Below are 20,253 nucleotides of genomic sequence, written 5' to 3' on the forward strand. Positions count from 1 at the left end.
CTCCAACGCCCCTTCTCTGTGTGCTTGTTATCGGGAGGCCGCGCAGGGGTCTCGCGTGCGCCCTGGTCGCGCTCCGGGCTCAGGGAAGGGCTGACGACTGTTCCGGTGGGGTCTCGGCGACGTGCGCCAGTTCCGTATGAATACGGGAGTTGACGTGAGTGATGAATGCGGCGAGGTCGTGGCAGTAGACCGAAGGGTTCTGGAAGTCGGTGGCGGGGTGGTGGCGATGGGTGTAAAGGCCTCCGCCGCAGACCTGGACCAGGGCGCAGTCCCGGCAGACCGGGGCGAGGCCGTGGAGGCCTGACTGTCTGCGGCGTACCGTCTCCGTCGCCAGCGCCTCGGTGAAGGAGTGGCGGAAGACGTCGAGGCCGGTCTCGGGTGCGCCCGGCGCGACGACCTTCAGCGAGTCGGAGTGTTCCATGGTCCCGTCGGTCTCGACGACCACGAGGTCGACCGGGGTGAGTCCGAACGCCTCGGTGTTGACCGCTCCGCCGAGCACCCCGGACATCACCTCCTCGAACATGCGGACCCGGGTCTCCATGCGCGGCGCGTCGAACCACCGGTCGAACGCCGCGCCGAGCCAGCGCGCGTACGGGGTCGGCTCGTCCGGTGGCGACACACCGGCCGGGGGGCGCTCCGGGGGGATCGTCCTGTGCTCCAGGCCGGGCGGAGGGTGCCGCCAAGTGCCGTGCGGCAGCAGGAAGTCGACGCGAGGCGGGGCGAAGTCCAGCAGGGCCTCGTAGGTCTCGACGGGGTCGTTGGCGAGGTCCAGTGTGCAGAGCAGCCCCACGAAGAGGTCTCTGTGGCGGGGGTCGTTGAGCAGGCGCAGCCCTTCGGCGACCCGGGCGTGGCTGGGGCGGCCGCCCGCGAACCGGCGGTGCCGGTCGTGTGCCGCCGGGGCCCCGTCCAGGCTGACGGCCACGCCCACGCGGTGGCGGTGCAGCAGGGTGAGGAACTCCTCGTCGAGGAGGATGCCGTTCGACTGCATCGAGCAGTGGACCTCGACCCCGGAGGAGGCGAGGCGTTCGGCGAGGACGGTGAGGAGTTCGCCCAGGTGGGCTTTGCCGACCAGGAGGGGTTCGCCGCCGTGGAGGATGACACGGACCGCGGGGAGCCGGTGTTCACAGGCATGCTCGGCGATCCGGTCGGCGGCCTGCCGGACGATGTCGAGGGACATCGCTCCGGGCCGTCTGCGCCAGCTCTGGTCGGCGGCGAAATACACGTAGCAGTAGTCACACGACAAGTTGCATAAACTATGCACTTTCAGCAGGAACTGCCGGAAGGGAACCACGGGTGCGTCCCCCGAACCGGCCTCCGTCGTCGTCACAGCGCACTGTCGAAGACGACGTCGATCGTCCTCGCCGAGCCGTCTCGCTCCTGGAGGTGGCGTCGCACGGCGTGACCCCACGCCGTGTTCTTCCGGGCCACCACCTTCAGCCGACAGGTCGGCACGGTGGAGATGTCGACCAGTCGTGTGCTGTCGTGGCTGTTCTGAGGCGCGTCCATGCCTTGCTGCCTCCCTGAGAGCCGCTTGGGTGCGGAGAAGGTGCCCCGCCCGGATACATTCCCTGTCCATGCTCTGTCAGTGCTGTTCGCACGTCCACAAGACAGTTGACGTCAACCGGGCCGGGGAGGTGCGAGGACAGGGGCGCCACTACCCCTCCCATATCTGCCATGGTGGCCGAATTCGCTTAGCCGGTGGCGGCCGCACCGGCTGACTTCTGAGAATTCTCTGGTCCCCGACTCCTTGCAGCGCCTTGCGTTCCAAGCCATGGGAAAAATGGCCCAGCCACCTGCTCGGCCGCCGCTGCGACTACAGCACTCCGGGACTTCGCCGGATCTTGTATCTACCTGGGATCATCACTGTCCCACGGATAGACGAAGGAGTGGGGCCGGACGCCCCATCCGGTAAGCACCGTCAGCAGGTCGGACTCGTCCAACGCGTCAGCGGACCTCACGAAGGCCGCGTCGATGTCGTAGTCGAAGCCGTCGAGGCGCTCTCGGTCGTACTCCCAGTGCTCAAGGTGGAAGCTGCGGCCGGCGTCGCTGCGAGCCCATCCTTCGGCCTCCGCCTGGGCGTCAGGCGTGCTCCGCGCGGGGCGGATGTCCACGAACGCGCGGCGATCCAGGCCGGATGTCGGCACCTCCGCCACCAGCCTCCTGCCGAGGCGGAGCGCCGCCAGCTTGTCCGCCGGCCAGTCCGATCCCTCATTCATGAGGTCTCATTCTGGCCCGTGGCCCCCTCGTCGTGCTTCGGTGGACCGCTGGTCAGGGGTTTACTCCGGGGGCGTGGGCGTGTCGTGGGTGCGGTACATCGCTTGGACGTCGAGTTCGAGTTGGACCGTGGGGCCGACGACGGCTATGCCTCGGGCGAGCATCGTGCGCCAGTTGAGGGTGTAGTCCTCGCGGTGGAGTTCGGCCTTGGCCAGGGCGGCGCAGCGGAGTTCCTCGCCGTAGCCGCCGTTGACGGTGCCCAGGTAGGTCGTGTCGAGGGCGACGGAACGGCTGACGCCGTGCATCGTGAGGGTGCCCTGGAGCGTCCACTTGCTGCCGCCCCGGTAGGCGAAGCGGTGGCTGGTGAAGTCGATGTGGGGGAAGCGTTCCACGTCGAGGAAGTCGGCCGAACGCAGGTGCGTGTCCCGCGTGGTGTTGCCGGTGTTGATGCTGGACGCGTCGATGCGGACGTGGACGCGGGAGGCGGTGACGTCCTGGGCGACCTGCAGTCCGCCCTCGAAGCGTTCGAAGCGGCCGTGGACATGGGCCATGCCGACGTGCTTGGCGATGAAGCGGATCGCGGTGTGCGGCGGGTCGAAGAGCCAGGTGCCGGGGACGGGGAGCTCCAGTTGGCGGGCCGAGCGCAGCCAGACGCGTTCCGGGGTCGGGCCGGCGTCCGGGACGATCTCCACGGATTCCCGGTGGGGTTCGAGCCCCTCGGCCACGATCAGCAGGCTGTACGCGCCCGGCGGCAGGACTGCCATGAAGTAGCCGTACGGGTCCGTGGTGCCGCGGGCCGCGACCCGGTGGCTGCGGAGTTCCGTCACCGTCACCTCGGCCGCGCCCATGGGCTGGTTCACCGGGTCCAGGACCTCACGGACGAGGGCACCCGCGCCGGGCGGGACCGGAAGCGTCAGGCCCGCGGCTCCCCGGGGGGCTTGGGAGAATCGCCGCCGGAGCAGTCCGAGGGGCATGCTGTTCACCTTTCAGTTCTCGATGTGCGGTCGGTCGGGTCAGGTGGGTGACGGTCGGTCCCCCGCGAACGCCGCTCGCAGTACGTCGAGGACGCCCGCCTCGGTGACCTCGCGCGGGTTGGCGTACGCCTGCCCGGCGACCTGGGCCGCGGCCACCGCCAAGTCGGTCTCCTTCAAGCCGAGTTCGGCGAGGGAGCGCGGGGCGCCCAGGCGGCCGGACAACTCCCACAGGGCATACGGGGCGTCCTCGGTGTCCAGGGCCCGGCCGAGTGCCGCGAGGGCCTCGGGGGCCGCGGGGGCGTTGTGGGCCAGCGCGTACGGGAGGACGACCGTGTGGGTCTCGGCGTGCGGCAGGCCGAAGGTGCCGCCGAGGACGTGGCAGAGCTTGTGGTGCAGGCCCATCGTGGTCGCGCCGAGCGCGGCACCGCACAGCCAGGCGCCGTAGAGCGCGCGGCCCCGGGCGTCGAGGTCCCGCGGATCGGCCGCCAGTTCGGGCAGCGCGCGTGTCATGGCCCGGGCGCCCTCCGCCGCCGTCAGCGACACCAGCGGGGTGGCGTCCGGCGCGTAGAGGGCCTCCGCCGCGTGGGCGACCGCGTTGATCCCGCTGGTCACGGTCAGCGGAACGGGGAGGGAGAGGGTCAGTTCGGGGTCGTAGACGACGCTGCGGGGCAGGACGGACGGGTCGCGGCCGGTGCGTTTGGCGCCGTGCTCGGTCAGTCCCCAGACGGGGGTCATCTCCGAGCCCGAGTACGTCGACGGCACCGCGATCAGCGGCAGGCCGGTGCGTAGCGCGATGGCCTTGCCCAGGCCGATCGCGGAGCCGCCGCCGACGGCGACGCACCCGTCGGCCCCGGCGGCGCGCGCCACCTCGACGGCTCGTTCGGCGACCTCGACGGGCACATGCATACGGGCCTCGGTGTGCAGCCCGGCGCAGGCGTCGCCGAGGGAGTCCGCGACTGCCCGGGCCGTCTCCGCGCCCCGCGGGCCGGACACCACCAACAGCCTCCGCAACCCCAGGCGTTCGGCCTCGCCCGGCACGGCGGTCGCCGAGGCGCCGGCGCGGAGGACGACCCGCATGGGCGGGGACTCGTGGACGAACTCCCTCACGCCTCCTCCCGGTCGAACGTGTCGAGCGTGTCGAGCACGAGGTCGAAGCGGGCGTGCCGGAACGGGTTCGGGATGCCGAACTCCCGCGCGAGCTCAGGGTCGTCGGTCTCGGCGAAGTCCTGGACGAGGCTCTCCTTGACGGCGAACACCGCGTCCGAGTCGAGGTGATCGCTGCCCGCCACGAAGATGTGCGTGGTGACCGTCCGATGCCCCTCGGCCGAGCCGATGAAGTGGATGTGGGCCGGGCGGTAGGGGTGGCGGGCCGTGGCCCGCAGGAGCGCGCCGACCGGGCCGTCCGTCGGGATCGGGTACGGGCTCGGCACGCAGGTCCGGAACCAGAAGCGGCCCTCGTCGTCCGTCGTGAACAGTCCGCGCCCGTTGCCGGGGGGCTGCACGTCCGGCTGCTGCACGTCGTAGAAGCCCTCGGCGTTCGCCTGCCAGACGTCGAGGACCGCGCCGGGCAGCGGGGTGCCGTCGCGGGACAGCACACGCCCGCTGATCACGCACGGTTCGCCGCCGCCGACGAGGTCGATGTCGGCGCCGAGCGCACGGGCCGGGGACTCGGTCATGTGGAAGGGGCCGAGGACCGTCGACTCGGTCACGGCACCGGCCTCGGCGCTTCGGTCGCGACTGGCGTCCGTGCCGTCCCGGTCCCCCGTGCCCCGCTCACTGTTGATCGTCTCCACGAGCATGGACACGCCGAGCACGTCCGAGAGCAGCACGAGCTCCTGCCGGGTGGCGGTGCAGGCCTGTCCGGTCGCCGTGAGGAAGGCGATGGCCCGCTCCCACTCGGTCATCGTCGGCTCGGTCTCGCGAACGAAGGCGTGCAGGTGGCGGGTGAGGGCGGCGAGCAGTTCGCGCAGCCGGGGGTCGGGGGTTCCGTCCATGCTGTCGACGACCGCTTCGGTGATCCGGGTCGTGAACGCGTCGCTCATACCGGTGCTCCTGTCGGTGCTCATGCCGGTACCCGTGTCAATGCTCGCGTCGGTGCTCGTGTCGGTGCTCATGTCCGGGCATCCTTCCCGTCAGGCATGTCCGAGGATCCGTCGCAACGCCGCTGTCAGCAAACGCTCCGCGTCCTCGGCCGACGCGGCGGCCGTGGCGTGCCGGAAGGCGATGTACCCGTCGGGGCGGACGAGCAGGGCTCCTCCGTCGGCCATCTCGCTCAGCCGGGCCCAGTCGCCGTACGGGTCCTCGTACTGTCGGCCGGGGCCGATGACGACGGTGGTGATCGCCGGGTCCTGGGCCTCGGCCGCCCGGGTCCAGTGGTCGCCGCCGATGCCGGTGATCAGGGTGAAGCGGCCCTGCCCGACGGTGTCGAGCGTGGAGAGGGTGCGGGTGCCGGAGGTGAGCCAGGCGTGCGGGAGCCTGGCGCCGGGCCGGGTGCTGGGCTGGTGGTACAGCTCGGGGTCGCGGTCGAAGCCGGGGTCGGGGGTGCCGTCGGGGACGATCGCCTCCGAGGCGTAGCGCTGGTTGAGGTCGACGCCGTGCGCGTTGAACTCGTACACCTTGAACGCGATGGCCTCGCGCAGCCGCGCCCGCTGCTTCTCGGCGGCGTCGGTGGCGTCCTTGCGGGCGGCGATGTTGGCCCACAGCTGCTCGGGGGTCTGCGGGGAGAGCCCGTCGAGCGCCTCGAAGACGGGCGCGGTCTCGCCGATGGACTTGTTGGCGCGGGTGACGATCTGCCGGCCGATCGGGGCGCGCTCGGCGGTGTAGGTGTCCAGCAGTCGCGGGGAGGCCGTGCCGTCGAGGACGAGCTTGAGCTTCCAGGCCAGGTTGTAGGAGTCCTGGATGGAGGTGTTGGAGCCGAGGCCGTTGGACGGCGGGTGGCGGTGCGTGGCGTCGCCGGCGCAGAAGACCCGGCCGTGGGAGTACGTCTCCGCGTACATCTCGTTGACCGTCCACGCCGAGGACGACTTCACGGTCACCGGGATCTCGTCGTCGCCGATCAGCTTGCGGACGATGCTCTCGGCGTATTCGGTGGTGAGGTCGGGGGCGCCCGCGGTGACGTCGTACCCCCACACGATCAGCCACTCGTTCCAGGGGCGGACGCAGCGCACGAGGCCCGCGCCGATGCCGCCGACGGTGGCGCCCGGGGCGAGCACCCAGTACAGGGTGGACGGCCGGTGCGCGGTGTACTTCGTGAGGTCCGCGTCGAAGACGATGTTGATGCTGCCGGCCACGCCCATCTGGCCGCCCATGGGCAGCCCCGCGTCCTCGGCGACCTGGGAGCGGCCGCCGTCGGCGCCGATCAGGTACTTCGCGCGGATCGTGTACTCGTCGCCGCGCAGCCGGTCCTCGACGGTGACGGTGACGCCGTCGGCGTCCTGGACGAAGGACTTGTAGACGGTGCTGAACCGCAGGTTGGTGCCGCGGGCGACCGCCGCGTCGATCAGGACGGGCTCCATGAGGTGCTGCGGCATGTCGCACATACGGGTGGGGCTGGCGAGTTCGTGCGCGGCCTGCACGAGCGGGTCATTGCCCCAGGAGCGGACCCGGCCCAGCTCCTCGCCGGCGAGGCTGGTGCAGAAGGTCGTGTCGCCCATCAGGTGCTGCGGAGTGGCCTTCGCGACGACCTCGTCCTCGACCCCGAGGTCACGCAGAACCTCCATGGTGCGCTGGTTGGTGATGTGCGCGCGGGGGGTGTCGGCGAGGCGGGCGTAGCGGGTGACGACGATGTTCGGCACGCCGTACGTGCTCAGCGCGAGCGCGGCGGAGGCGCCGGCGGGGCCACTGCCCACGATCAGTACGTCGGTCACGACATGGGGCTCGACGGTGTGCACGGGAACGCTCCAGGGACATGAGAACAGGCACCGACCGTCGAAGATCATGGACGGGTGCGCGGGAGCGTGGGTGTCTCAATACGAGACAGTTCGGCACACGGGTCAAGGGGGCGCCCGTTTCGGGCTGCCCACGGCACGGAGTACGGAAACGGGGCGCTTGTTGCTCATTCAACCTGTGCCGGTACGGTGAGTGGTGTCGTGACCACCACAGAGCAGCCCTCCGTCTCCGTCCGCCCCACCCTCACCTCGCTGCGCAGGGCCCGGGAGTTGTTCCTGCTGGGGCGGCAAGTGCCGGACGACGTACCGGAAGAGGTCGTCGCCGCGTGGAAGCGCGCCCGGTTCTTCGGCGTACGACACGACACGCGGGACCCGGTCCCCGCCCCGGCACCGCCTCCCGTACGACCGGAGGGGTCGGCCCTGCTGGCGGCGGCCCGGCCCGTCCTCGAACGGATCGCCCCCACCCTCGGCGCGGAACAGGCAGCTCTCCTCCTCACCGACGAGCGGCTGCGGGTGCTGTGGGCGACCGGCGGCGGACGGGACGACCTCTACCGCTTCGACCTCTCCGAGCAGACGGTCGGCGTCAACAGCGCGGCCCGCGCCCTCAGCACGCGCCGGCGGGCCGAGGTGCACGGGCCCGAACACTTCCTCGACCTCTGGCAGGACGTCTCCGCGGTCAGCGTGCCGGTGCTCGCCCCCGACACGGGGCGCCCCCTGGGCACGGTGACCGTGGCCTCCACGCTCTGCGCGGAGGGCGGCCCCCATCCGGGAGCCGCCCTCGCCGAGGCCGCCGCCGACGCCGTCGAGGCGGAACTCCTCGCGCGGTCCCAGGGGGCGGAACGGGTGCTGCTGGACGCGTACTTGGCGGCGGTGCGGGGAGCGGGGCGTCACGCCCGGGACGGTGACGGTGAGGCGGGGCGGGAGCGCGGTGGGCGCGGGCGCCCGGAGGCGGAGCGGGCGGTCGTCGCCCTGGACGGACGCAGCCGGCTGGTCAGCGAGGCCGCGGGGCGGCTGCTGTCACCGGAGGGGCTGGAGGCGCTGGAGCGCGGTGCGCTCGCCGCGGTGGGAGGGGCGCCCCTCACGGCCGTGCCGTTGCCGGAGGGGGCGAGGTGTCGGGCGACCCTCGCCCCGGTGACGCATCTGGGCTCCGTGATCGGTGTGGTCGCCGTGTTGGAGCCGGTGGGGCGGACGGCCGCGGGGGTGGACTCGTGGGGCGGTGCGGCGGCGATCGCGCACAGTGGCGGCGGTGGCGGTGTCGACGTGGGGGTGGCCGGGCGTTCGGTGGCCTGGCGGCACGCGGTCGACCGGGCGACGGAGCTGGCGCGATCGTCGTCGGAGCCGCTGCTGCTCGTCGGGGAACGCGGCACCGGGAAGGCGTCCCTGGCCCGGGAACTGGCCACGGAACTTGCCGGGGAACTGCCCGGGAGAGTGGGCGGGGAGCCGCTGCTGACGGCGGACGCGGCGGAGGGGGAGGTCCACGCGGCGCTGGACGCGTGGGCGGGTGGTCGGGCGGTCCTCGTCCGGCACGCCGAGCGTCTGACCCAGCGCGATGTGGCAGCCCTCAACTCGCTCCTCGAAGCGCCTCCCGTCGCGCCCCTGCTGGTGACGTACACCCCGGGTCCCCCTCCCGGCGCCTGCCTCGAACGGCTGCTGGACAGCCTGGCCGCGCGCTCGGTCACCCTGCCCGCGCTGCGCGAACGCCCCGAGGACATCAAGGACTTGCTCGACTCCCTCACCCCCAGGCCGGCACCGGGGGACCCGCCGCTCACCTGGTCGCTGGACGCGCTGCGCGCTCTGGAGCAGCACCCGTGGCCCGGCAACGTCACCGAACTGGTGCACCTGGTGCGGGCGTTGACGGAGCAGCGCCGGGCGACGGGACCCGTCCGGCGGGCCGAGCTGCCGGACCCGGTGCGGGAGGGCCCCGCCGCCCGGCAGCTCAGCCCGATGGAGCAGGCCGAGCGCGCCGCCATCCTGGACGCCCTGCACCGCCACGGCGGCAACAAGGCCCGTACGGCGGTGGCCCTGGGCATCGCCCGCGCCACTCTGTACCGGAAGCTACGGGGCTACCGGGGCTGAACGCCCAGCGGATCGGTGGGCCGGCCGTGGGCGGAGGTCTCGTCGGCGGACGGTTGATCAGGGCTGTTGATGTCGGTGGGGTCGATGTCGGTGGGGTCGATGTAGATGTCCGTGGGCTTGGTGTCGGTCGAACTGTCGTCCGTGAGGGTGTCCGTGGCGCCGTCGTCCGTGGCGGCGTCCGTGGGGCCGTCGTCGAGGAAGCCGCCCGACTGGTGCTGCCACAGCTTGGCGTAGGCGCCGTCGCGGGTGAGCAGTTCCTGGTGGGTGCCCTGCTCGATGATCCGGCCGTGGTCGAGGACGACGAGTTGGTCCATGCCGGCGACCGTGCTCAGCCGGTGGGCGACCACGAGCGCCGTACGGCCCTCCATCAGCCGCCACAGCGCCTCCTGCACGAGGAGTTCGCTCTCGGAGTCGAGGGCGCTGGTCGCCTCGTCGAGCAGCAGGATCGGGGCGTCCCGGAGGATCGCCCTGGCGAGCGCGACGCGCTGGCGCTGTCCGCCGGACAGTTTGATGCCGCGCTCCCCCACCAGCGTGTCGAAGCCGTCCGGCAGGACGTCGGCGAACTCCGTGACGTGGGCCGCCTCCGCCGCCCGCCGGATCTCGGCGTCGGTGGCGTCCGGCCGGGCGAACGCGATGTTGTCCCGCAGGGTGCGGTGGAACATCGCCGGGTCCTGCGGCACGTACGCGATGAGGCTGCGCAGGTCGGCCTGGCGTAACCGGCTGATGTCCTGGCCGCCGATGAGGATGCGCCCGGCATCGATGTCATTCATGCGCAGCAGGAGCCGGGAGAGCGTCGTCTTGCCGCCGCCGGACCGGCCCACGAGACCGACCTTGGTCCCGCTGGGCACCGTCAGGTCGAGGCCCCGGAAGAGTGGTGCGGCGCCCGCGTGGGCGAAGGTCACCTTCTCGAAGCGCACATCGGCGGGGCCGGGCCGCAGAGGCTCCGGCTCCGCCGGGTCGAGCACGGTCGGCGGGTTCCGCAGCAGGTCGGTGAATTGCGCGGCCTCCGTCATCGCGCTCTCCATACGACGGTAGATCTGGTTGAACTCGAACATGATCCGCGTCGCGTTGGTGTAGTAGGTGAAGGCGACGACGACCGCCTCGACGCCGTTACCGCTCGCGCCGAGGGCGATGGCGAGCACCAGGCCCAGCACATTGGTCAGCACGGACAGCGGGGCGACCAGGGTGTCGATGCGGAGGTTGCCGTAGTCCCACGACCGCAGGGAGAGCCGGCGGGACTCGGCGACCCGGGACCGGTGCTCCGCGGCCTCCCGCTCCTCGGCGGCGAAGGCGCGGACCGTGTCCATGTTCGTCAGGCTGTCGGCGACATGGCCGGACACCCGGGCGATGGCCTCTTCGCGCAGGCCGACGAGTGCCTGGCGGCGGCGGATGAGGGGCACCACGCAGACCGCGGTCAGCGCGATCATCGCCAGGAGCCCGACGACGAGCAGAGGTTCGTACCGCCAGAGGACCACCGCCCCGAACAGCAGCGGAACGAAGTTGCCGAGGACCGAGAAGGTCAGGGTGTCGACGAACTGCTCGAAGCGGGACGCGAAGCTCAGGACCCGCTTGGTCAGCGAACCGGCGAAGTTGTCGTGGAAGAACGTGGCGTCCTTGGCGAACAGTTCGTCCATGCCGATGACGTACAGGCGCTCGATGCCGAGGGCGTCGAGACGGTTCTGACAGTGCAGGCCGAGGCGCCAGAGCGCCTCGGCGAACAGGAGGACACCCGCGAAGCCGAGGATGTAGGGCAGTGTCGTGCCGACGGTGACCTCGGGGTCGTCGGCGATACGGCCGACGAGTTTCGCGACGACCAGCGGTGCGACGTAGTAGATACCGATGTTGCCGATGGCCGGCAGGAGCATGCCGGGGACGGCCAGCAGCCGCAGCCGGACCAGTTCCCGTCCGTAGTAGCGAAGTGCGAGGAGGACCGGGCCCTTGCCCGGCATGGCTGTGCGTGATTCAGGTGATCCCATCCCGCCCCTGTGTGTCGTGTGGCGGTCCGCCACGAGCCTCTTGGGGGAATGCCCTGCCTGCACGGCGGCGCCATACGCGTACAAACAGGGCAGGAATTGAAGTCTCCCGTGCCGGGACGCACGAGGTCCAAGCCTTTTCCCCTGTCGGCGACAGGTCGCACGCGGGTGCGATTCAATCCGGCCATACCGTTCGCGGCGGCAAAACGAGCAGTCCCCGACTCCGCTCAGTGCACCGGAATGATGTCGGGGGCACCGAGCCGTACCGCGTCGGCGGTCTGGTCGTCCGGCTGCTGCTGGGCCTCGCGTTCGGCGGCCACCCGCTTCAGATAATGGTGGACCTCACGGTCCCGGTGTGCTTGGTCCCACCCCAGGTGAGGCGCCATCAGTTCCACGACGGTCCGCGCCGCGTCCACACCACGGTCCCAGGACTCGATGGAGATCCGGGTACGTCGGGCGAGCACGTCCTCCAGGTGACGGGCACCCTCATGGGTCACCGCGTAGACGGCCTCGACCCGCAGGTAGTCGTCGGAGCTCGGCAACGGCTCGCCGAGCGAGGAGTCGGCTGCCACCATGGCGAGCAGCTCGTGCACCAGGGAGCCGTAGCGGTTCAACAGGTGCTCGATGCGGGCGACATGCAGCCCGGAGGACTCGGCGAGGTTGTGGCGGGAGTTCCACAGGGCCGGATAGCCGTCGGCGCCGAGCAGCGGAACGCGTTGCGTGACACAGTCGGGCACTTTCTCGTCCAGGCCGCGGGCCGCCTCGTCGACCGCGTCCTTGGCCATCACCCGATAGGTCGTGTACTTGCCGCCCGCCACCACGACGAGACCGGGTACCGGGTGTGCGACCAGGTGCTCGCGTGACAGTTTGCTGGTTTCCGCGGCCTCGCCGGACAGGAGGGGACGCAGACCGGCGTAGACGCCTTCGACGTCCTCCGGAACCAGAGGTGTGACCAGGACGCTGTTGACGTGTTCCAGCAGATAGGTGATGTCCTTGGAGCTGAGGGCGGGATGAGCCTTGTCCAGCGTCCAGTCGGTGTCGGTGGTCCCGATGATCCAGTGTCGTCCCCAGGGGATGACGAACAGCACGCTCTTCTCGGTGCGGAGGATCAGCCCGGTGCGGGAGTTGATCCGGTCACGGGGGACCAGCAGGTGCACGCCCTTGGAGGCGCGGACGTGGAACTGGCCGCGCGTGCCGGCGAGGGCCTGGGTGTCATCGGTCCACACGCCGGTCGCGTTGATGACCTGCTTGGCTCGCACCTCTGTCTCGTCGCCGGTCTCCAGATCCGTGACAACGGCTCCCACCACCCGCTCGCCCTGCCGCAGGAAGCGGCTGACACGGGTACGGTTGGCGGCCAGCGCTCCGTAGGCGACGGCCGTGCGGGCGAGGAACATGGTGTGCCGGGCGTCGTCGACCTGAGCGTCCCAGTACTGGATGGCACCGACCAGGGCGTCGGAGCGCAGCGCGGGCGCCTCGCGCAGGGCTTGGCGCTTGAGCAGGTGACGGTGGTGGGGCAGACCTCTGGAGGTTCCGGCGGCCGCAGCCATGGTGTCGTACAGCAGGACGCCGGCGCCGACGTACGGACGCTCCCGGATCCGGTGCCGCAACGGGTAGAGGAACGGCACCGGACGCACCAGATGAGGGGCCAGGAGCTGAAGCAGGAGTCCGCGCTCCTTCAGGGCTTCGGCGACGAGCCGGAAGTCCAGCATCTCCAGATACCGCAGGCCGCCGTGGATGAGCTTGCTGGAGCGGCTGGACGTGCCCGAGGCCCAGTCCCGGGCTTCGACCAGGCCGACTCTCAGGCCCCGGGTGGCGGCGTCCAGAGCCGATCCGGCGCCGACGACACCGCCCCCGACGACGAGGACGTCGAGCTCACCCTCTCCCAGTCGGACGAGGGCCTCCGCGCGTGCCCCGGGCGAGAGAGCCACCGGGTTCGCCATGGTCTCCTCCTCGTGCAGCGGGTGCGGGTGTGGTCGGCGCACGCGGCTCGGGCCGGCCCGTCCGGTCGCTCCCGGCCGGAACCTATTCGACCTTGGCCCAGTCGAGCGTGCGCTCGACCGCCTTCTTCCAGCCCGCGTATCCTTCCTCGCGCTGTTCCTCGGACCACTGGGGTTCCCAGCGCTTGGACTCCTGCCAGTGGGTGCGCAGTTCGTCCGTGTCCCGCCAGAAACCGACGGCCAGACCGGCGGCGTAGGCGGCGCCCAGCGCGGTGGTCTCGGCGACGACCGGGCGGCTGACCGGGACGCCGAGGACGTCGGCCTGGATCTGCATGCACAGGTCGTTGGCCGTCACGCCGCCGTCGACCTTGAGGACGTCGAGGTGGACGCCGGAGTCCTGCTCCATGGCTTCCACCACGTCGCGGCTCTGGTAGCAGATGGCTTCCAGGGTGGCCCGCGCCAGGTGGCCGTTGTCGTTGTACCGGGCGAGGCCGACGATCGCGCCACGGGCGTCGGAACGCCAGTACGGGGCGAACAGGCCGGAGAAGGCGGGGACGAAGTAGATCCCGCCGTTGTCCTCGACGGTAAGCGCCAGGCGTTCGCTCTCGGCGGCATCGTTGATGATCTTCAGCTGGTCGCGCAGCCATTGCACCGCGGAGCCGGTGACGGCGATGGAGCCTTCGAGTGCGTAGATCGCCGGGCTGTCGCCGAACTGGTAGGCCACGGTGGTCAGGAGGCCGTGCTGGGACCGCACCAGTTCCGTGCCGGTGTTGAGCACCAGGAAGTTGCCGGTGCCGTAGGTGTTCTTGGCTTCGCCGGGCGCGTAGCAGACCTGCCCGACGGTGGCTGCCTGCTGGTCGCCGAGCACACCGGTGATGGGGATGGCTGCCCGCAGCGGCCGGGACGTACGGGCCCGTCCGAACGCCTCCGCGTGGGAGGACGGGTTGATGGTGGGCAGCATCGCCCGGGGAATGCCGAAGAAGCTCAGCAGTTCGTCGTCCCAGTCGAGGGTCTCCAGGTCCATCAGCATGGTGCGGCTGGCATTGGTCACGTCGGTGGCGTGGACGCCGCCGTCGGGGCCGCCGGTGAGGTTCCACAGCACCCAGCAGTCGGTGTTGCCGAAGAGGGCATGGCCCTGCTCGGCCGCCTCGCGCACCCCGTCGACGTTCTCCAGGATCCACTGGATCTTGCCGCCGGAGAAGTACGTGGCCGGCGGCAGCCCTGCCTTGCGGCGGATGACGTCGCCCTGGCCCGATCGGTCCAGCGCTGCCGCGATGGAGTCGGTACGTGTGTCCTGCCAGACGATGGCGTTGTAGTAAGGGCGGCCGTTGCGCGGGTCCCAGACGACGGTCGTCTCCCGTTGGTTGGTGATACCGATGGCCGCCAGGTCCTCCGGCGAGAGGTTTCCGTGCCGGAGCGCGTTCTGCATCACCGAGTTGGTGCGCTCCCAGATCTCCACCGGGTCGTGTTCGACCCACCCCGAGCGCGGGAGGATCTGTGAGTGCTCCAGCTGGTGCCTCGCCACCTCGTTGCCGGCTTGGTCGAAGATCATGAAACGGGTGCTGGTGGTCCCTTGGTCCACCGCGCCGACGAAGTCCGCCATGGGATGCCGCCTCTCCTTGGGCTCTCCCGGGGCAGCCGGAACACGGCAGCCCCGGGAGACGGTCAGCTCTCGTGTCAGCTTTCGTCCGGGGCCGGCACCCGTCCGGGGGGCTCCGGCTCGGCGGTCGGCAGGAACCGGCCGATGAAGAACTTGTACAGGCCCGCTCCCAGCAGACCTCCGATCAGCGGACCGGCGATCGGCACCCAGAAGTAGAGGTGCCCGTACTGATCTCGCCACGCTCCTCCGTACCCGGTGAAGAAGCTGGCCAGCCTGGGACCGAAGTCACGCGCCGGGTTGATCGCATAACCCGCGTTGGTGCCCCAGGCCATGCCGATGCCCACGACGATCAGGCCGACGATGAACGGCGCCAGGTTGGCGCCGGGGGGCGTGTTGAGCAGGTCCGTGACCGCGAGGATCAGCAGCAGCAGGATCGCGGTGCCGATGATCTGGTCGCGGAATGCGCCCCAATCGCTGACCGGCAGGTTCGGGTTGCCGTTGGCGGGCAGCGTGGAGAAGACGCCCTGCGTCTTGATCGTGTGGGTGGGATCCGCCTTTGCCAGCGCCTCGGTGTAGTTCCACCGGACGATCAGGGCTGCCACGAAGGCTCCGGCCGTCTGGGCCAGCGCGTAGGGGGCCACTTTGCTCCACGGAAAGCCCTTGAACGTCGCCAGTGCGACGGTCACCGCGGGATTGAGGTGAGCACCGCTCAGCCTCGCCGCGACATAGACGCCCAGGGTGACGCCGAGGCCCCAGGCCCAGGCGATGCTGTCGTGGTTTCCCAGGCCGCCAGCCGGGTCCGTGAGAGCCCCGCCGGCGACTACCTGGGCCACCACACCGCACCCGAAGAGGATGAGGATCATGGTGCCGGCGAATTCTGCTGAAAGCTCGCCGACCAGCCCTGATCTCTTGAGCCGCTCAGCCATGGGTGCCCGCTTCCCGCCGGCCCTAGGGCCGGCCGTCGACTGCCCCGAGTACTCCGGGAATTATTGTAGGACCGGCCGGAGCCATGCGCGCGAGGCGAAACCGCCGGCTGCGCAGCCGGGGGGCGATGCCCGGGGCTGTCCTTTATCCTCCGCCGCGACCGCGCCCCGCTGCTCTCACCCGTCGCCGATGTCCACGGCGTGGCGGCACACTGTTCATGTGGCGTGCGATCGCGAATGCGCCCGCCTTTCACCGGCGATGCCTGAGCCCCGTGAGGAAACCGGGCAGAGGCTCGGCCGCCGGTTCCACCCGGGAGGTGCCATGAAGATGCTGATCAACAGTCCGGAGACCGTGGTCGCCGATGCCCTGCGGGGGATGGCTGCCGCCCACCCGGAGCTGAACGTGGACGTGGAGGGTCGGCTGGTCGTACGGCGGGACGCGCGGGAGGGCGGGCGGGTCGGGCTCGTGTCCGGCGGCGGCTCCGGGCACGAGCCGCTGCATGCCGGGTTCGTGGGGTACGGGATGCTGTCGGCCGCGTGTCCCGGGGAGGTGTTCACCTCGCCCGTCCCGGACCAGATGCTGCGCGCGGCGAGCGCCGTCGAGGCCGGGCAGGGCGTGCTGTTCGTCGTCAAGAACTACACCGGGGACGTGCTGAACTTCCAGATGGCCGCCGAGCTCGCAGAGGAGGACGGGGTCCGGGTCGAGCAGGTCCTGGTCAACGACGACGTCGCCGTCACCGACAGCCTGTACACGGCCGGGCGGCGGGGCACCGGGGCGACCCTGTTCGTGGAGAAGATCGCCGGGGCGGCCGCCGAGGAGGGCGCACCGCTGGAGCAGGTGGCCGCGATCGCCCGGCGCGTCAACGAGTGCTCGCGCAGCTTCGGCGTGGCGCTCACCGCCTGCAGCACTCCCGCGAAGGGAGGCCCGACCTTCGACCTGCCGGACGGGGAGATGGAGCTCGGGGTCGGGATCCACGGCGAGCCGGGCCGAGAGCGGCGCGCGGTGATGCCGGCCCGGGAGATCGCGGAGGTCGCGGTGGGCGCCGTACTCGAGGAGTTGGTGGAGGTGGCTCCGGCCGACGGGCCGGTACTGGCCCTGGTCAACGGGATGGGAGCGACGCCGCTGCTGGAGCTGTACGGTTTCCACGCCGAGGTGGCCCGGCTGCTGGAGGCCCGAGGCGTGCCGGTGGCACGAGCGCTCGTGGGCAACTACGTCACGTCGCTGGACATGGCGGGGTGCTCGGTGACGCTGTGCCGGGCCGACGCGGACATGCTGCGGCTGTGGGACGCGCCCGTGCAGACCGCCGCGCTGCGCTGGGGCCGCTGACCTGACCCCATGGTGGCGGTAGGACCATGCACCGGTCCCCGAGAATGATCGAGGGGCCGCTTCAGATCTCCTCTGAAGCGGCCCCTGACCTGCGACTTCGTAAAGTCGGGACGACAGGATTTGAACCTGCGACCCCTTGACCCCCAGTCAAGTGCGCTACCAAGCTGCGCCACGTCCCGGTGCGCTGTCCGCGGGGGAACCGCGTGATCGCGCAGAGAGAACTTTACCGTACGTCGGCCGGTGCTCCGCGGCCGGTGAGGGGGGCGGGGGACAATCAAGGCATGGACGCGACATCGGACGGCGGGACGGTACGGCGGCGGGACCGGGACACGGAGGGGCGCGCGCGGAACGCTCGGCCGCGGGACGGGCTGGGGCGGCCGTTGCCGTACGGGGCGGACGGTGTGGAGCGGCAGCCGGAGGGAGTCGTTCGGCGGCCGGAGGAGACCGTCGCGGAGGCGCAGGCGCTGCTGGACGCGGGGAAACCGTTCCACGCGCACGAGGTCTTCGAGGACGCGTGGAAGTCGGGGCCGGAGGAGGAGCGCGCCCTGTGGCGGGGGCTGGCCCAGCTCGCCGTCGGACTCACGCACGCGGCGCGCGGTAACGCGACGGGCGGCGCCCGGCTGCTGCGGCGCGGGGCCGGCGCGGTCGAGGAGTGGGCGGCGACCGAGGGCCGGGCGCAGCCGTACGGCATCGACCTGCCGCATGTCGCGACCTGGGCCCGCGAGCTGGCCGGCGTCGTGGAGGGCGAGGCGCGCCCGGTGGACGCGGGGAGCCGGGCGCCGCGTCTGGGAGGGGACGGGCCCTGCTAGCGGCCTCGTGGCGGGGACTTGGAGCAGGCGACGTCGCGGGGTCCGGCGAGGCGTCGGCCGGCGTGCGGGCACCGCCTGAGCCGGTTCCGGGCGCGGTGGCGGTCGATCGCCGGGCGGCGGTACCCGCGCGGGGCGTCTCCGCATGCAGGTGGGGGCGGGCGGTGTGATCGTGGCCCTGTGACGACCACTCAGGACGCCGCCGCCCCCTCCGCCGCGCAGGCGCCCGAGCTGAGCACACGCCAGCGCAACGTCGTCTTCGTGACGATCATGCTGGGCATGCTGCTCGCGGCCCTCGACCAGACCATCGTGGGCACGGCACTGCCGACGATCGTGTCGGACCTGGGCGGCGCCGAGCACATGTCGTGGGTGGTGACGTCGTATCTCCTCGCGGAGACGGTGTCCACCGCGCTCGTCGGCAAGTTCGGCGACCTGTTCGGGCGGAAGGTCGTCTTCCAGGTGTCGGCGATCGTCTTCATCACCGGCTCGTTCCTGTGCGGTCTCGCCTCCAACATGACGCTGCTGATCCTGTGGCGGGCGATGCAGGGCGTCGGCGCGGGCGGCCTCATGGTGACCGCGATGGCGCTGATCGCGGATGTGATCCCGCTGCGGGACCGCGGCAAGTACCAGGGCGCGATCGGTGCCGTGTTCGGTGTGGCCACGGTCATCGGGCCGCTGCTCGGCGGCCTCTTCACCGACCACCTCACCTGGCGCTGGGCGTTCTACGTCAACGTGCCCATCGCGATCCTCGTGGTCGTGGCCGCCGCGCGCACCATCCCGGTGGTGAAGTCGGCCTCGCGTCCCGTCATCGACTACCTGGGCATCGGACTCGTCGCGATCGGCGCGAGCGCGCTGATCCTCGCCACGAGCTGGGGCGGCAACGAGTACGCCTGGGGGTCCGGGGTCGTCATCGGTCTGTTCGTCGGCGGGGCCGTCGCCCTGGCGCTGTTCTGCTGGGCGGAGACCCGCGCCGCCGAGCCGATGCTGCCGATGCGGCTGTTCGGGAACCCGGTGTTCGCGGTCTGCTCGATCCTCAGCTTCATCGTCGGCTTCGCGATGCTCGGCGCGCTGACGTATCTGCCGAGCTACCTCCAGTACGTCGACGGCGACTCGGCCACCATCTCCGGTGTGCGGACCCTCCCCATGGTCATCGGACTGCTCATCGCGTCCGTGGCCAGCGGCACCGTCGTCAGCCGGACGGGGCGGTACCGGGCCTTCCCCGTCGTCGGGTCTCTCGTGATGGGGGTGGGGCTGTATCTGCTGTCGCTGATGGGGCCGGGTACGAGTGCCTGGCTGGACTCGCTGTACATGTTCGTGCTCGGCACCGGCATTGGTCTGTCCATGCAGGTGCTGACGATCGCCGTGCAGAACACCGTCGCGTACTCCGACCTGGGGACGGCGACCTCGGGCGTCACCTTCTTCCGTACGCTGGGCAGCTCTTTCGGGACGGCCGTGTTCGGCACGATCTACGCCAACACGCTCACCCCCAAGCTGTCCGACGCGGTCGCCGAGGGCGCGCGGACAGGGGCGGCGGACCCGGCGACGATCGCCCGGGACGCGGAGAGTCCCGAGGGGCTGCATCAGTTGCCCGCCCAAGTCGCGGAGCCGATCGTCGAGGCATACGCCGACACGCTCCAGACCGTCTTCCTGTGGACCGTGCCGGTCGCCGCCCTGGGTTTCGTGGTCGCGCTGTTCCTCAAGCAGGTGCGGCTCCGGGACAGCGCGCGGGCGGGATCGTCGGACATGGGCGAGGGTTTCGCGCGGCCTCCGGCCGGGGATTCGCAGCGGCTGCTGGAGGCGGCCGTGGGGAGGATCATCGGGCGTACCCAGCAGGACACCGCGCGCCGGGTCGTCACCGCGTCCGACACCCGGCTGGACATCGCGGGCGCCTGGGCCGTCATGCAGGTCGAGTTGTTCACCCGGATGGTCGGCCATGGGAGCCTGACGCTGATCGCCGCGCGGCGCCGTATGCCGCCCGAGGTCCTGGTGCCGGTCTTCGACCGCATGGTGGAGGAGGGGTACCTCACGCGTGACGGCCTGCTGTTCTCCCACACGGAGGCGGGTGCCCGCGAGGCCCGGGTGATCAGCGCGGCCTGGGGCGACTGGCTCCGGCGGCGGCTGGAGGAGGACTACGGCCGTCCCGTCGACGGGGACCTGCGCGCCGCCGTCGACACCATCGCCAAACGGCTGCTGAGGGAGGACCTCACGCACGGTCTGCCGGCCCGGGAACGCGAGTCGGTCCCGTCCGGCGCGACGGCGACCACCGGCTGACCACCGGTCGACTGTCGGTGGCCACCGGTCGACTGCCGGCTGGCCACCAGTCGACTGCCGGCTGGCCATCGGTCGGCTGTGGGTCGACCACCTCCGGCGTATCGTCCCCGTATGACCGAGAAGCGTGCTGTTCTGGTCGACATCGACGGTGTGCTCACCGTCTCGTGGAAGCCACTGCCGGGTGCGGTCGGGGCGTTGCGGGAGATCCGCGGTGCCGGGCTGGGCGTCGCGCTGGTGACCAACACGACGTCCCGGACGCGGGCGT

General features: G+C 71.2%; 15 protein-coding genes, 1 tRNA gene and 1 pseudogene. 5 read left to right on the forward strand and 12 right to left on the reverse strand.

Annotation, left to right across the window (positions count from 1 at the left end; genetic code table 11):
- Positions 1-79: 79 nt before the first annotated feature.
- The 7 genes from M8J73_RS36160 to M8J73_RS36190 form a co-directional block, all read right to left on the reverse strand.
- Positions 80-1,327, reverse strand: a complete 1,248-nt coding sequence (locus tag M8J73_RS36160; RefSeq protein WP_274757700.1) for an FxsB family cyclophane-forming radical SAM/SPASM peptide maturase — start codon at positions 1,325-1,327, stop codon at positions 80-82.
- Complete coding sequence (locus M8J73_RS36165) at positions 1,324-1,506, reverse strand: hypothetical protein (protein WP_055541864.1); 183 nt, start codon at positions 1,504-1,506, stop codon at positions 1,324-1,326. The genes M8J73_RS36160 and M8J73_RS36165 overlap by 4 nt, the downstream gene beginning before the upstream one ends.
- Before the next feature lie 341 nt (positions 1,507-1,847).
- Positions 1,848-2,216 carry a hypothetical protein gene (locus tag M8J73_RS36170; RefSeq protein ID WP_240501655.1) on the reverse strand — a complete coding sequence of 123 codons (369 nt, stop codon included), beginning with the start codon at positions 2,214-2,216 and terminating at the stop codon, positions 1,848-1,850.
- Positions 2,217-2,276: 60 nt separating this feature from the next.
- On the reverse strand, positions 2,277-3,188 hold the full coding sequence (locus M8J73_RS36175) for a YceI family protein (RefSeq protein ID WP_055541865.1): 912 nt from the start codon (positions 3,186-3,188) through the stop codon (positions 2,277-2,279).
- Between the two features lie 39 nt (positions 3,189-3,227).
- Positions 3,228-4,265 (reverse strand): maleylacetate reductase, encoded by a 1,038-nt coding sequence (locus M8J73_RS36180; RefSeq protein ID WP_055541868.1) that lies wholly within the window; start codon positions 4,263-4,265, stop codon positions 3,228-3,230.
- Between the two features lie 26 nt (positions 4,266-4,291).
- Positions 4,292-5,230, reverse strand: coding sequence for a dioxygenase family protein (locus M8J73_RS36185; RefSeq protein WP_055541869.1), 939 nt, complete (start codon positions 5,228-5,230; stop codon positions 4,292-4,294).
- 90 nt (positions 5,231-5,320) lie between these two features.
- On the reverse strand, positions 5,321-7,078 hold the full coding sequence (locus M8J73_RS36190; RefSeq protein WP_055541866.1) for an FAD-dependent monooxygenase: 1,758 nt from the start codon (positions 7,076-7,078) through the stop codon (positions 5,321-5,323).
- Positions 7,079-7,276: 198 nt separating this feature from the next.
- Between M8J73_RS36190 and M8J73_RS36195 the strand changes: the two genes are divergently transcribed.
- Complete coding sequence (locus tag M8J73_RS36195; protein ID WP_249829561.1) at positions 7,277-9,151, forward strand: helix-turn-helix domain-containing protein; 1,875 nt, start codon at positions 7,277-7,279, stop codon at positions 9,149-9,151.
- On the opposite strand, the gene M8J73_RS36200 is transcribed toward M8J73_RS36195, so the two are convergent.
- The 4 genes from M8J73_RS36200 to M8J73_RS36215 all read right to left on the reverse strand — a co-directional run bounded on the left by M8J73_RS36200 (position 9,139) and on the right by M8J73_RS36215 (position 15,587).
- Positions 9,139-11,100: an ABC transporter ATP-binding protein gene (locus tag M8J73_RS36200; RefSeq protein WP_372504081.1), complete on the reverse strand. Its 1,962-nt coding sequence runs from the start codon at positions 11,098-11,100 to the stop codon at positions 9,139-9,141. The two genes, M8J73_RS36195 and M8J73_RS36200, sit on opposite strands and share 13 nt — an antisense overlap.
- Positions 11,101-11,351: 251 nt before the next feature.
- Positions 11,352-13,064 carry a glycerol-3-phosphate dehydrogenase/oxidase gene (locus M8J73_RS36205; protein ID WP_055542707.1) on the reverse strand — a complete coding sequence of 571 codons (1,713 nt, stop codon included), beginning with the start codon at positions 13,062-13,064 and terminating at the stop codon, positions 11,352-11,354.
- Positions 13,065-13,146: 82 nt separating this feature from the next.
- Entirely contained in the window at positions 13,147-14,664 is a 1,518-nt protein-coding gene (gene glpK / locus M8J73_RS36210) for a glycerol kinase GlpK (protein WP_055542706.1), read from the reverse strand.
- Between the two features lie 74 nt (positions 14,665-14,738).
- Positions 14,739-15,587, reverse strand: coding sequence for an MIP/aquaporin family protein (locus M8J73_RS36215; RefSeq protein WP_055542705.1), 849 nt, complete (start codon positions 15,585-15,587; stop codon positions 14,739-14,741).
- A gap of 319 nt (positions 15,588-15,906) precedes the next feature.
- Between M8J73_RS36215 and dhaK the strand changes: the two genes are divergently transcribed.
- Complete coding sequence (gene dhaK / locus M8J73_RS36220; protein ID WP_249829562.1) at positions 15,907-16,911, forward strand: dihydroxyacetone kinase subunit DhaK; 1,005 nt, start codon at positions 15,907-15,909, stop codon at positions 16,909-16,911.
- A 105-nt stretch (positions 16,912-17,016) separates the two neighbouring features.
- On the opposite strand, the gene M8J73_RS36225 is transcribed toward dhaK, so the two are convergent.
- Positions 17,017-17,090, reverse strand: a tRNA-Pro gene (locus M8J73_RS36225).
- 102 nt (positions 17,091-17,192) lie between these two features.
- Between M8J73_RS36225 and M8J73_RS36230 the strand changes: the two genes are divergently transcribed.
- From M8J73_RS36230 to M8J73_RS36240, 3 genes and pseudogenes are all read left to right on the forward strand, one after another.
- Positions 17,193-17,720, forward strand: coding sequence for a DUF309 domain-containing protein (locus tag M8J73_RS36230; RefSeq protein WP_055537201.1), 528 nt, complete (start codon positions 17,193-17,195; stop codon positions 17,718-17,720).
- Between the two features lie 177 nt (positions 17,721-17,897).
- Positions 17,898-19,988 (forward strand): MDR family MFS transporter, encoded by a 2,091-nt coding sequence (locus tag M8J73_RS36235; RefSeq protein WP_249829563.1) that lies wholly within the window; start codon positions 17,898-17,900, stop codon positions 19,986-19,988.
- Between the two features lie 111 nt (positions 19,989-20,099).
- Positions 20,100-20,253 (forward strand): annotated as a pseudogene (locus M8J73_RS36240) (TIGR01458 family HAD-type hydrolase); the annotation flags it as partial.

It is taken from the genome of Streptomyces neyagawaensis (assembly GCF_023516595.1).
GTDB lineage: Bacteria > Actinomycetota > Actinomycetes > Streptomycetales > Streptomycetaceae > Streptomyces > Streptomyces neyagawaensis.